Source organism: Agrobacterium tumefaciens (genome assembly GCF_005221325.1).
Lineage (GTDB): Bacteria > Pseudomonadota > Alphaproteobacteria > Rhizobiales > Rhizobiaceae > Agrobacterium.
In genome coordinates this window covers 683,620-696,134 of sequence record NZ_CP039888.1, presented here as the reverse complement: position 1 = coordinate 696,134, position 12,515 = coordinate 683,620, and the positions used below count along the sequence as shown (strand labels likewise).

Below are 12,515 nucleotides of genomic sequence, written 5' to 3'. Positions count from 1 at the left end.
AAATCGATCCCGAAACCGTGACACGCTTTCGGATGACATGCCTTAGGAGACTGATGGGGCAGGAATAGGACCAAAACAAAAATTGACGTTTTCCGTCAAGTCCGTTGCTTTTCGCCCGCCCTCTCGCCGGCCGTCTCACCCACTGTCAGGGGCCAGTCGACCACATAATCCTCGAAGTCGTCAACATCCACATCGGCCTCGCTGACGGTGCGCCCGCGCGCCGAAATGCCGGCCTCGTGCACCGTCTCGGTATCACCGGACACGAGATAATGCCACCAGTAGAGATCCTTGCCGTCACGCACCAGCGCATAGGCGCAGGTGGGCGGCAGCCAGCCGATCTCATGCACCTTCTTCAGGTCGAGCTGGATACAGTCCGGCACGGTGGCGCGGCGGTTTTCATAGTCGGAGCATCGACAGCTCTCACCGTCGAGCAGCACGCAACGGACCGAGGTGAACACCACTTCACCGGTGTCCCAGTCCTCGAGTTTGTTCAGACAGCACAGGCCGCAGCCGTCGCACAGGCTTTCCCATTCCTCGCCGGTCATCTCGGTGAGCGATTTGGTTTTCCAGAACGGCGCGTCATTCATCGTTAACATTTCCGTTTCATTTTGATCTCTTGGACGGGAGTGTTTAACCGGTCCCTAATCCTTTATATCGTATCGCCAAGGGCTGGTTTGTACGATATTTTAGCACGATTGGCGGGCGGCAGAGGGTCATTGGCCCGCAAGAAGCCGCCGCGTCAAGCAATTCCGACACAAGCATGCCATGGTTTTGCGTCGGGAATGGGTTTAAACGCAGAAATACCGACGGCCGCGTTGCCTCGAACAGGAAAACTTCGCCAGGTGCAGGAAGAAAAAGACGAAAAAAAAGGCCGCAAGAAGCGGCATATCCTGCTCCGGATCGATAGCTTCATCGACTCCGGTCTGTGGACGGCTGCGGCACGGCTGGTGGATTTCTGGGAAGACGTCACCATTGCCTCGCGTAAGCTGCATGTTCGCGGCTGGAAGAAGCTTCTCGTCAACCTCACCTGCGACGCGCTGACCTTCGGAACGGCGGGGTCCGTCGTGCTTCTGGCGCTGGCCATGCCCGCCTTCGAGGAGACCAAGAAGGACTGGCGTTATCGCGGCGATTTCGCGGTCACCTTCCTCGACCGCTACGGCAACACCATCGGCCACCGCGGCATCATCCATGAAGACAGCGTGCCGATCGACCAGATGCCTGACCATTTCATCAAGGCGGTGCTGGCGACCGAAGACCGGCGTTTCTTCGACCATTTCGGCATCGATTTCATCGGCCTTGCCCGCGCCATGAGCGAGAATGCCCGCGCCGGCGGCGTGGTGCAGGGCGGCTCGACGCTGACGCAGCAGCTTGCCAAGAACCTGTTCCTCACCAATGAGCGCTCGCTGGAACGCAAGATCAAGGAAGCCTTCCTCGCGCTGTGGCTCGAGACCAACATGTCGAAGAAGGAAATTCTCAGCCTTTATCTCGACCGCGCCTATATGGGCGGCGGCACCTTTGGTGCCGCTGCGGCGGCGCAGTTTTATTTCGGCAAGAATCTCACCGATGTGACGCTCTCCGAATCCGCCATTCTCGCCGGCCTGTTCAAGGCGCCGGCCAAATATGCGCCGCATGTCAATCTGCCCGCTGCGCGTGCGCGTGCCAACACCGTGCTGTCCAACCTGGTGCAGAGCGGGCTGATGACCGAGGGCCAGGTGATTGGCGCCAGGCGCAACCCGGCCACCGTCATCGACCGCGCCGACGTGAAGGCCCCGGATTACTTCCTCGACTGGGCCTTCGACGAAGTGCAGCGGCTGGCGGCCGAAGGAAAATTCAAAGACCACACCGTCGTTGTGCGCACCACCATCGATACCGGCCTGCAGCAGGCGGCCGAACAGGCGATGGAAATGGAGTTGCGCGAATATGGCGAGGGTTACCGCGTCAAGCAGGGCGCGATGGTGATGATCGAGAATGGCGGCGGCGTGCGCGCCATGGTCGGTGGGCGCGACTATGGCGAAAGCCAGTTCAACCGCGCCACGGCAGCACTTCGCCAGCCGGGCTCCTCCTTCAAGGTCTACACCTATTCGGCCGCCATGGAAAAGGGCATGAAGCCCGAGACGCTGATATCAGACGCGCCGGTGACCTGGCGCGGCTGGTCGCCGCAGAATTACGGCCGCTCCTATGCCGGCAAGGTGACGTTGCAGGTGGCGCTCGCCAAATCCTACAATACCGTTCCGGTCCGGCTCGCCAAGGATGTGCTCGGCACGCAGGTGATCGTCGATACTGCCAAAGCCATGGGCGTGGCAACACCGTTGCGCAGCGACAAGACCATTCCGCTCGGCACATCAGAAGTGACGGTTCTCGATCAGGCCACCGCCTATGCCGTGTTCCCGGCCGACGGCATGCAGTCACGCCGCCACGGCATCGAGCAGGTACTGGACTACGAGGGCAAGGTTCTCTACGATTTCAGCCATGACGAGCCGCCGGCCAAAAGGGTGCTTTCGCAAGAGGCCAATTCCAAGATGAACCAGATGCTGGTGACCATCCCGGTCATGGGCACCGCCCGGCGCGGGGCACTGGAAAACGGCATCGTCTCAGGCGGCAAGACCGGCACGTCGCAGGCCTATCGCGACGCCTGGTATGTGGGTTTCACCGGCAATTACACGACGGCCGTCTGGTTCGGGAATGACGAATTCACGCCGATGAACAACATGACCGGCGGCGCGCTGCCGGCCATGACCTACAAGCGGCTGATGGACTATGCCCATCAGGGCATGGAGCTGCGCCCGATCCCCGGCATCCAGAACCCGCTGCCGACGGGTGCTCGCCCGCAGCCTTCCGCCGAAGTGGCAGCCGCCTCTGCCAACACACCCGCGATGCCGGCGCTCACTCGGCCGCGCTCGCTCTCGGCCGAGGCGACGCGGGTGATCCGCTCGATTGGGCGGAAGATGAAAGAAGCCACGGCGTTGAGTGTGACGACGCAGAAGGTGGCGGATGCTTCCTCGCATGAGGGCATAGATGCCATGCGGCGTTGATAACACATCGCGTTAAGAGGTTACCGGCGGAGCGTGCGGCTCACCCCCCTCTGCCCTGCCGGGCATCTCCCCCTCAAGGGGGGGGAGATCGATATGCGGCGACGTCTCGCATATCTCAACCTTTGCGAATGAAGTTGCGGTAGCTCCCCTTGCTGATCTCCCCCCTTGAGGGGGAGATGTCCGGCAGGACAGAGGGGGGTAAGCCGCACGCTCCAACGCCGCCACCCCAAAACGCAAAACACCTCACCCCACCGGCATCAACACCGCCCTCGCCGTCTCCACCACATTGGCCGTCAACCCCACCAACCGCTCCGCCGCAAGCCGGTTGACCTGCCAGTACAGCGGAATATCCAGCGGCGTGCCCGGCATAAGCTCAACCAGCTGACCCGCAACCAGATGCTCGCCCACCAGCTGCACCGGATTGAGCCCCCAGCCCATGCCAGCAAGGCTCGCCTTCACGAAACCATCGGTCGAAGGCAGCCAGTGGGTGGGATAGGAAACCTCCGCACCTAGCGCCTGCCTGATCCAGCTCGCCTGCAACCGGTCCTTCTGGTTGAAGGTCAACCCCGGCGCGCGGGCAAGGGCTGCGGGGGTGACGCCTTCGGCAAAATGGCGGGCCATGAAATCCGGGCTCACGGTGGCGTGATAGCGGAGCACGCCGAGCGGCGTTACCCGGCAGCCCTGCACCGGCTTGTCATGGGCGGTGACGGCGGCGAGCACCCTGCCGCCGCGCAGCCATTCCACCGTGTGATCCTGATCGTCCACCGCGATATTGACGAGATAATCACTGCTGGCGGTAAATTTTGATACTGCATCCAGAAACCATGTGCCGAGGCTGTCGGCATTGGTGGCGATGTTGAGGGTCACGCGTTCCTGCGCATCGCCTGCCTGCGCGAGCGCCGGAAGCTGGCGGAACAACTCGTTTTCCAGCATGCCGACATGATCCATGTGACGGCAGAGCCACTCGCCCTTCTCTGTCGCCACGCAGGGGTTGCCGCGCACGATCAGCACCACGCCCAGCCGCTCTTCCAGCTGCTTGATGCGCTGGGAAACGGCTGATGGCGTCACGCACAGCACCTGCGCCGCCTTTTCAAAGCTGCCGGTCTGGGCAACGAGCGCCACGGCGCGCATGGAAGGGTAGTCGAGCATTAGCAAAACTTATCCGGACTGAATTTATTTAACTGGATTAAACCATCAAGGCCAAATATCCAAGCACTCGGTCCGCAAGCAACGGCTTGCGCCATTCCGCACGGACAGAGACAAGAGGCCACCGACCACATGGACATCCAAATCTTCTTCACCGGTCTCACCATGGGCCTCAGCCTCATCGTCGCCATCGGCGCGCAGAATGCTTTTGTGCTGAAACAGGGGCTGGCGCGTTCGCATGTCTTTGCCGTCTGCGCCACCTGCGCGATATCAGATGCGCTGCTGATTACCGTCGGCGTGTTCGGTTTTCAGCGGATCAGTGCGATCATGCCAGCACTCGATCCGATCATGCGTTATGCGGGGGCCGCTTTTCTCATCTGGTATGGTGCCAAAAGCCTGCATTCGGCGCTGCGTTCATCCGAGGTGCTTTCGGTGGCCGAGCGGCAGGAGGCGAGCCTGTGGCAGACGCTTGCCATCTGCCTGGCGCTCACCTTTCTCAATCCGCATGTCTATCTCGATACCGTCGTGCTGCTCGGCACGATTTCCACGCAGTTTCCCGGTTTCGAAAAGACCTTTGCGGCAGGCGCGGCCACCGGCTCGCTGCTGTTCTTCTTTTCGCTGGGTTATGGGGCACGCTGGCTTCGGCCGATCTTCGAAAAGCCTTCCGCCTGGCGCATTCTCGAAGGGATCATCGCCGTTACCATGTGGGCCATCGCCTTCAAGCTGGTGATGGGTGCATAAGGGCAGGAATTTCGCGCTCCCGTCACTTTCACGAGGACTAAACGAGCCACGCCATTTTCCAAAGGGGGAATCAGTGATAGTCCTCGACCTGTTCAAAAACGGGAAAGCAGCGTGTTCCGAGTTCCATTCCTTGTCGGCATCGCCCTTCTGATCGCCTTTGGCGGCGGTATTGCCGCGACGATGGCAGCGCTTGAAGCGACGTCCGGCTTCGGATCGATCCGCATCGGCTCCTGGGATGCCTTTCCCGAGGCGCAGACGATTGAGGCCGACCCTTACGCCAAATCGCACCGCACCGATGCCGGCAAGCTGCTTTACGGCACGGCTGAGGGGCTGTCTTTCACCGCCGCCGTCGATAGCGACGGCCAGCGCCTGAGTGGTGAATGCCGCTACCGTCTGGCCGGCGCCGTGCCGCCGGCGCGTTTCTGGACGCTTTATACCGCCGACCAGCAGGGCAATGTGCTAGCCGAAGATGCAGGGCGGCCCTTCGCGCTCAATTCCCGCACGCTGCTGCGCAGCGCCGATGGCGGCATCGACATCAGCATCGCTCCCGACGCCCAGACCTACAACTGGCTGGCGGTGCCGCAGGGCCAGACCTTCAAGCTCGTCATGACGCTGCTCGATACGCCGGTTGCCGGCAGTTCCGGCCTGATCGACATTTCCATGCCGCAGATTCGCAAGCTGGGGTGTGGCAATGCTTAGGGTCCTGCTCGCCGTCGTCACCGGCCTCGTCGCCGCCGCGGTACTGCATGTCATCGTCATTCTGGCGATACCGCACTTCAGCAATCGCGACGCCTATACGCGGGCAGTGGCGGAGGGAAAACCGCATCTGTTTCATCTGCTCGAAGAGACGACGGAGAAAAAGACCCTCGGTAGTGGCGATCCCTTCATGCGGGTGGCCGTCTGCACCTTCAATATCGAGGAACAGCCGGTCAGGCTCACCGCCATCGGCGCCGTTCCCTTCTGGTCGGTCGCGGTTTACGACAAGGCCTCGAACGAGGTGTTCAGCATGAACGACCGCACCTCCGCCGGCGGCGAGATGGATATTCTGGTGGCCGATGCGGTGCAGATCGCCGCCATCCGCAAGGCACAGCCGCCCGCGCTCTCGCAGGCCATTCTGGCGGAATCGGATCAGACGGAAGGTTATGTGGTGTTGCGAACCATGGTGCCGCAGCCGAGTTTCGGCGAAGAAGCGGAGCGGTTCCTGAACGAGGCGAAATGCCAGCCGACGCCATGGAAATAACGTCGGTTCATTGTCGGTAATCAGGACTTGAGGGCGGTTTCCGCTGCGGATTTGCCCTTGCGCGCGACTTTGCCTGTTGGCTCCGCATCGCGTTTTTCATAACGAACGCCAGTAAACAGCACGACCTTCGCCGGGCCGATCACCTGTCCAACCACGCCAGCGGGGCGCAGGCTTCGTCGGGCGTCGCCAATTGGAATAATCTCTGCCATGCTCATCTCCTCTTCGGGACATGATTGTCAATGTTGCCCATGGGAACCGCGCAAGCCTCGTCTTGCGTCGGGAATTTCATCACCATCACATTGCGCATAGGCCAGTCCACAGACTGGTTTTCGCACGATCCAAAAATCCAAAGCGATTCTTATAAGGCGATCGTGCGCAGATTCAGGCTTCACATGCCATTTTTGCATTTATTCCGTAGATCAGAATAACATGGAATCCTAATACTGCCCATGAAATTACAAACAGACAGAGGTTAATGATCCGTTAACCCTAATTGCCGCGCCCTCACTTATTGCTCCTGCGGACGCACCCGTTGAAAACCAAGGCGATGCGGTAAAGTTCCACGGCTTTTAAGCCGCTTTGAAGGTTTTAAAATTTCCTTGTTGAAAGAGGCAGATTCCCTCTTGCCACCCCCCATAGTTAACAGGACGTCAACGGATTTGCTCTAGTTTGAGCCGATATTGTGTTTGCGTTTGTTGGGTAGTGCGTTGACCGACCGGTTTCGAGAACTTGAGAGGCCAAGAGCCGTGAGGAAGAAAGATGTGGTACTTATGGCCACGGTGACGAATTTCGAGACTGTTTCCCATCCGTCAAAAACGGACCTCCGGCAGTTCGCCGAACTTTTCATGCCGCTTTTCAACGCCTCCACCGAGGAAGCCAAGCGCGAGGCGATTGCAGCGCTTTCGCAGCATCCGAGCGTGCCTTCGGCCGTCGCCTTCTTCATTGCCTGCCAGCCGATTTCGCTTGCGGCACCCTTCCTCATTTCCTCCAAATGCCTTGACGACGACACGCTGATCACCATTGCCCGCACGCAAGGGGCGGCCCATGCGCGCACCATCGTCCGGCGCGAAGACCTCTCCCCCACCGTCATCGATGCGCTCGTCGGGCTGCGCCATGCGGAAGACCTAAAACGGCCGGACGAGGAGACTGACGTCGCGGAACCGCAGACGGCGGCAAGCTCCGAAGAGCCGAAAGCGGAAGAAAAGACCGACAACATCGCCGCCGTCTCCGCACTCGAAGAAGAAATGCGCCAGCGGATCAAGCAGATGGCGCATCACCTCAACCGCCCGGAAAACGATATCCTCGGCCTTCGCCGCCTGAGCGAGGTGCAGGAAGCGCTGCTCGTCCGTTTCGCGCGTGAACGCAACGCCCGGCAATTTGCGGTGGCGCTGGCGGATTCGCTGTCTTCCAGCTACTGGCTGTCGGAGCGCATCATGCTCGATATATCAGGTATGCAGTTGGCCACGACTTTGACCGGGCTTGGAATGGAATTTTCCGAGGCGGCCTTCGTCCTGCAGTGCTTCTATCCGCATCTTTCCGCCGCCGAAGGCGACATGAGCCGCGCGGAAGCCCTGCTCGATGGCCTCGACATTGTGGAATGCGAAGAGCGGCTGGAAAGCTGGCGTCGCGCCGACAGCTATACGCATGGTCGCGAACGGCCGAGCCGCAGCGCACCGGCGGCGCAGAGAACCGGGACGTAAGGGTAGGCAGGCTGGCCCCGCATCTTCACGGATCGAAGAGGCAGGCCCTGACCGGACAGTTCTATGCCTGCGGCCGGTCTACCAGCGTCAGCAGCGTGCCGATCTCATCGGTCTCGATCTCCACGACCCACAGGTCGCTGTCGAACCGCCTCTCCCTTTCCAGCAGGGCAGCACTTTCCTCGCCCTCCACACCGGCCAGACGCGTTTCGAAACGACGCTCGGCGCGGATGATGTCCTCGTCATCGGCGAAACTCTGCGGGGCGGGCCCATAGAGATTCTCGCGGCCGTCGCGCAGCCGCTGGCGAACGAAGATCGCCCCCGCCTCCTCTGCGCCTTTCTTTTCGACAGCGGCAAATCCACCGGCGGCAAAGACGCGGCGGATGAGGGCTGAGACGAACATTTCGGATTTGAGGCGCATGGGTTTGCTTTCGGTGGAAACGGTGGGACGTGCTCTCAATGTTGATTTTAAGCGGCCGAGGGTGCGCGGGGCTTCACCCCCCTCTGCCCTGCCGGGCATCTCCCCCTCAAGGGGGGGAGATCGGCAGGAGGCTCTTTCACTGCTCCATTCTCAAGCGTCGAGATGGGCGAGACCTTGCCGCATACCGATCTCCCCCCTTGAGGGGGAGATGCCCGGCAGGGCAGAGGGGGGTAAAGCCCCAAGCACCTTCGGTCCGCCGTCAACCCTCCGGAAGATTAAATCTAAAGCGCCCCGATCGACTTCAGCTTCTTCAGCACAACCTCGCTCGGCTCGCCGGTTTCCGGCAGGCGATAGTGTTTTTCAAACGCGCGGATGGCATTGCGGGTCTGTTGCCCGGCCACACCGTCCACTTTCACATCGGCATAAGCGATGTTGATCAGCCCCTGCTGGATTTTGGCGATCAGGTCGCGGCTTGCCGGTTTGGCGGCATTGGCCGAAGTGTTGAGGGAAGCCGGCTCAGCTTTCGGGCGCGGTGCCTCCGCCTTGCGGATGGCGGCCGCGACGGGATCGATCTCGACGCCGCCGCTGGTGTCGGAAGGCCGGTCTTTCGGGATCGCGGCAACCGTCGCGCCATCGATCTTCAGTGCCGCCAGCACGCGGGTCGTCGGCTCGCCGGTCTGCTCCATGCCCAGCGTTTCCTCGAAGAACATGATGGCGGCGGCGGTCCTCGGCCCCATGCGGCCATCCGCCTCGCCTTCATATAGCCCGCGTTTCCTGAGTTCGGCCTGAATATCGGCGACGATCTGCTGCGGCTTCTGGGTGTCGGCGGCGGGAAGTGCCGCGGTTTCAGTTGCGGCCGGGGGTTGCGCCGTCTCGTTTTCTGCCGGCCGCTCTATACGGAAGGTGGTGACGTTGCCGTGCGTGCCGAGTGGTTCGGTCGGGCGATAACCGGCAATACCGTTCGGGTTTTCCGCATCGCGCGTGCGCAGGAAGGGCGTCGGGTGGACGCCCGGCTGATACCAGAGCGCATTGGCGGCGACAAAACCGAAGACAACCGCAAAGGCGCCGCAGCTGCCGACCAGTTTCGGATGGCGCAGGATTTCGCGCCCGATGGCCGAAACCACCAAGGAAACAAATCCGGCGCCGATCTGGGCCGTTGTTTTCTTAGGCGATTTTCGCTTTCGCGGGGCCATCGTCACCATCCTTCTTCATCTTCGCGGCCATATCGCCGAGTTGGCGGATGCGGGGCGGGAATTCCACCATGCATTCGGTTTCAGCGTTTTCACCGCCACCCGCCATGCCGGAGCCGTCGGCAGGCAAGGTGATCGTTACGACCGTTCCCTCGCCGGGCTTGCTGGCGATGACGAAAGTGCCGCCATGCAATGCCACAAGCCCCTTGACCAGGGACAATCCCAGACCCGTGCCCTCATAGCGACGGGTATATTCATTCTGAACCTGCATGAAGGGCTGGCCCAGCAATTCTATCTTGTCGGACGCGATGCCGATGCCGGTATCGCTCACCGTCAGCTTCAGCATCCCACCTTCACGCGCGGCATCGATCGACACCACACCACCCGCATCGGTGAATTTGATGGCATTGCCGGCGAGATTGATGAGGACCTGCCGGATGGCGCGCTGATCGGCGGAGATTTCGCCGATACCGCGCTGGATGCGGCTGGTCAATGTCAGGCCTTTTTCCTTTGCCTGCAGGCCGAGCATGGCCTCGCAGGACGCTATGGTCTCCGAAATCGGGAAGCTTTCCATCAGCAATTCGTAACGACCGGCTTCGAGCTTACTCATATCCAGCATGGTGTTGACGACGGACAGGAGATGCGCGCCGGACTGGCGGATGAGGCCGACATATTCCCGCTGGCGGTCATTTTCCAGCCGACCGAAATATTCGCCTGCCAGAATATCGGAAAAACCGAGGACGGCGTTGAGCGGCGTGCGCAACTCATGGCTGACGGCTGCAAGGAAACGCGACTTGGCGTCATTGGCCGATTCCGCCTCCGCCGCCTTGCGGGCCACATCGCGGCGCAGGCGTTCCATATCAGTCACATCGGAAAGCTGGGCGACGATGCGGCGCAGGCGGCCGGTCGCGCCGCGGATCGCGGTCATCTCGATGCGGACGTGCATGAATTGCGCCTGGCGCGATTTTGCACCCGTTTCGAACCGAAGCTCGGCGGTCGCCTTGTCCTCGCCCTGCCGTAGCAGGTCGAAGGCCTGCATCAGTTCGATGCGATCGGAGACATAGACATATTCGGCGAAGACCTCGCCCTTGCTGGCCTTGAGATCAGCGGGGAAACTGTCGCGGTCGCGGCCGGAGATGCGTTCGACGAGACCGTTTTCATTAAGGGTGAGAACGAGACCGGGCACCTGCGCGGCGGCGATCAGATCCTCATCGCCGGAAGGGGCAGAAAGGGAAGAGAAGCCGCGTGCGGGACGCGAAAAGGCAATCATCAGCGCGGCGGCGGCTAGAAACAGCGCCAGCACCAGGGCAGCGCCGATTGGCAGCGCGATGGCGGGGCTGAAAACGAGGCTGAACAGGGTTGGTACAACAAAAAGGCCGACGGCGCTGAAGGCGATCAGCCGGCGCAGGCGTGCAATGGTTCCGGCACGCCTTTCGGCGTCCTCTTCCATGCGCGCAAGCCATCTGCCCGCGGCATGGTCGACCAATGCGACCGCTTTTTCTCTCATATTACGCAATACCAACACCGAATCCCTGAGGCGGTTCTAACGGCTCCGACAATAGAAGGCGGCGGCTTAAGGAATGGATAAAAAGAATGACGCCAAAGGCCCGTCAAATGTGCCGCAGTCCCATTACGGGGCATTTATTCCAAGCTTTGCCAATCATGGTTAATGACGGGTAAGCGACGGATTTCGCTTCATTTTCGCCATCGTGTTAACCTTTGTGGCAAGGCTTGCCGCCGCTTTGCCCCGGAACGCGTGGCCTCTGTCGCAATTATGCTTAACATGGACTGTTAAAATGCGAATGAATTGATGGCGCACGTCCCGATACGAGGAGAATAGATACAATTTGAATTAAATTGCGCCGCTTTTTGCAATCGGCTGTTCGCCGGTCGCCTGTAGCTTCATCACAAGCCCAAAAAACGGGACAAAGGCCGATGACCCGAAAGCGGGCGGGGCTTTAGAAAACAAAGATCATCTGGCAGGGTGTCTGACAATGTGGTTTCTGATCAAAGGAACATTCTGGTTTTCGCTGGTGCTCGTGGCGCTGTCCTATGTCGGCAGCAGCAACGATCCGACCAAGGAACCTTCGGCATTTGATCTCCCTAGCGCCGTTTCGGCCGCAGGTGAAGCCTATCGTTATGTCAGCGCCATCTGCATCGAAAAGCCCGACGTCTGCGTCAAGGGCGCCGAAACCTTCCATGCTCTCGGCGAGCGCGCAAAGGAAGGCGCAAAAGTCGCCTATGAACTGCTGGACAAGCAGCTTGCCTCCGGTGAGAAGCCCGCTCCTGCCGCTGATGTCGCCGCCGAGATCGAAAAGCTCGCCGCAGCACCCGTCGTCAGCGTCGAATTTCCCGGAGAGGCCGACATGCTGAAAACCGGCACCGTCATCCCCCTGCCGCAGAAGCGCCCAACTCCCTGATCTTGTCGGTCCCTGATCTCGCCGGCCCCTGATTTTTGCCAGCGCCGCGCCATTTATTTGCAGACGGAGGTATCCGTCCGCCGACTGCCTGCCTGACTTGCCCACGGAAACCTGTTTTCCGTGGGCTTTTTCTTGCACATGGTTCAAAACCGCGCTCACTTCCCCTATATCCTAGGAAAGACATTGAATAACGGATGATACGGCGCAACCATGGCCTCTCTCGAAACGATCCTTGACGACTTCGCTTTCCTCGACGACTGGGAGGACCGCTATCGTTATGTCATCGAACTCGGCAAGGCGCTTCCCGAGCTGCCGGAGGACAAGCGTGCGCCTGAGACTTACGTTCCTGGTTGTCTTAGTAAGGTTTGGCTTATCAGCCACCGCCACGGCACAGAGAATCCCGTCATGACCTTTGAAGGAGATTCCGACGGGGAAATCGTGCGTGGCCTCGTCGCAATAGTTCTCGCCATCTATTCCGGCAAAAGGGCCTCCGAAATCGCCAGCCTCGACGCCATTGATGTGTTCAACAAAATGCGTCTCGTGGAGAATCTTTCTTCGAGGCGCGGCAACGGGCTGCGTTCGATGATCAATCGTATTCGCGAGGAAGCGCGGCTGCTCGCCGCCTGAG

Annotated in this window: 13 protein-coding genes; 7 read left to right on the top strand and 6 right to left on the bottom strand. The window is 60.5% G+C overall.

The genetic code is table 11. The annotated features are described in order from the left end of the window. Positions 1-95 precede the first annotated feature (95 nt). The gene (locus tag CFBP5499_RS03685; protein ID WP_080825539.1) at positions 96-587 is read right to left on the bottom strand and encodes a YcgN family cysteine cluster protein; all 492 of its coding nucleotides are present in this window, start codon (positions 585-587) and stop codon (positions 96-98) included. 255 nt (positions 588-842) lie between these two features. Between CFBP5499_RS03685 and CFBP5499_RS03680 the strand changes: the two genes are divergently transcribed. Then, on the top strand, positions 843-3,032 hold the full coding sequence (locus tag CFBP5499_RS03680; protein WP_137066240.1) for a transglycosylase domain-containing protein: 2,190 nt from the start codon (positions 843-845) through the stop codon (positions 3,030-3,032). 243 nt (positions 3,033-3,275) lie between these two features. Here the strand turns inward: CFBP5499_RS03680 and CFBP5499_RS03670 are convergent, their stop codons facing one another. Beyond that, positions 3,276-4,181 carry a LysR family transcriptional regulator ArgP gene (locus CFBP5499_RS03670; protein ID WP_080825540.1) on the bottom strand — a complete coding sequence of 302 codons (906 nt, stop codon included), beginning with the start codon at positions 4,179-4,181 and terminating at the stop codon, positions 3,276-3,278. A gap of 129 nt (positions 4,182-4,310) precedes the next feature. Between CFBP5499_RS03670 and CFBP5499_RS03665 the strand changes: the two genes are divergently transcribed. From CFBP5499_RS03665 to CFBP5499_RS03655, 3 genes are all read left to right on the top strand, one after another. Continuing rightward, positions 4,311-4,919: a LysE/ArgO family amino acid transporter gene (locus CFBP5499_RS03665; protein ID WP_080825541.1), complete on the top strand. Its 609-nt coding sequence runs from the start codon at positions 4,311-4,313 to the stop codon at positions 4,917-4,919. Positions 4,920-5,030: 111 nt separating this feature from the next. Then, the gene (locus CFBP5499_RS03660; protein WP_080825542.1) at positions 5,031-5,618 is read left to right on the top strand and encodes a DUF1214 domain-containing protein; all 588 of its coding nucleotides are present in this window, start codon (positions 5,031-5,033) and stop codon (positions 5,616-5,618) included. After that, positions 5,611-6,159: a DUF1254 domain-containing protein gene (locus CFBP5499_RS03655; RefSeq protein ID WP_080825543.1), complete on the top strand. Its 549-nt coding sequence runs from the start codon at positions 5,611-5,613 to the stop codon at positions 6,157-6,159. The genes CFBP5499_RS03660 and CFBP5499_RS03655 overlap by 8 nt, the downstream gene beginning before the upstream one ends. 20 nt (positions 6,160-6,179) lie before the next feature. On the opposite strand, the gene CFBP5499_RS03650 is transcribed toward CFBP5499_RS03655, so the two are convergent. Beyond that, complete coding sequence (locus tag CFBP5499_RS03650; protein WP_175416604.1) at positions 6,180-6,368, bottom strand: hypothetical protein; 189 nt, start codon at positions 6,366-6,368, stop codon at positions 6,180-6,182. Positions 6,369-6,929: 561 nt separating this feature from the next. Between CFBP5499_RS03650 and CFBP5499_RS03645 the strand changes: the two genes are divergently transcribed. Then, positions 6,930-7,859 (top strand): DUF2336 domain-containing protein, encoded by a 930-nt coding sequence (locus tag CFBP5499_RS03645; protein WP_233284187.1) that lies wholly within the window; start codon positions 6,930-6,932, stop codon positions 7,857-7,859. 61 nt (positions 7,860-7,920) lie between these two features. Here the strand turns inward: CFBP5499_RS03645 and CFBP5499_RS03640 are convergent, their stop codons facing one another. The 3 genes from CFBP5499_RS03640 to CFBP5499_RS03625 all read right to left on the bottom strand — a co-directional run bounded on the left by CFBP5499_RS03640 (position 7,921) and on the right by CFBP5499_RS03625 (position 10,974). Then, the gene (locus CFBP5499_RS03640; RefSeq protein ID WP_080827418.1) at positions 7,921-8,277 is read right to left on the bottom strand and encodes a DUF1491 family protein; all 357 of its coding nucleotides are present in this window, start codon (positions 8,275-8,277) and stop codon (positions 7,921-7,923) included. Between the two features lie 281 nt (positions 8,278-8,558). Next, positions 8,559-9,470 carry a peptidoglycan-binding domain-containing protein gene (locus tag CFBP5499_RS03630; protein ID WP_175416603.1) on the bottom strand — a complete coding sequence of 304 codons (912 nt, stop codon included), beginning with the start codon at positions 9,468-9,470 and terminating at the stop codon, positions 8,559-8,561. Beyond that, a complete protein-coding gene (locus CFBP5499_RS03625) occupies positions 9,442-10,974 on the bottom strand; it encodes a sensor histidine kinase (protein ID WP_080825547.1) in 1,533 nt (510 codons plus the stop codon). The genes CFBP5499_RS03630 and CFBP5499_RS03625 overlap by 29 nt, the downstream gene beginning before the upstream one ends. 487 nt (positions 10,975-11,461) lie before the next feature. Between CFBP5499_RS03625 and CFBP5499_RS03620 the strand changes: the two genes are divergently transcribed. Both CFBP5499_RS03620 and CFBP5499_RS03615 read left to right on the top strand, forming a co-directional pair. Then, positions 11,462-11,887 (top strand): DUF5330 domain-containing protein, encoded by a 426-nt coding sequence (locus tag CFBP5499_RS03620; protein ID WP_080825548.1) that lies wholly within the window; start codon positions 11,462-11,464, stop codon positions 11,885-11,887. Between the two features lie 210 nt (positions 11,888-12,097). After that, entirely contained in the window at positions 12,098-12,514 is a 417-nt protein-coding gene (locus CFBP5499_RS03615; RefSeq protein WP_080825549.1) for a SufE family protein, read from the top strand. Position 12,515 lies beyond the last annotated feature (1 nt).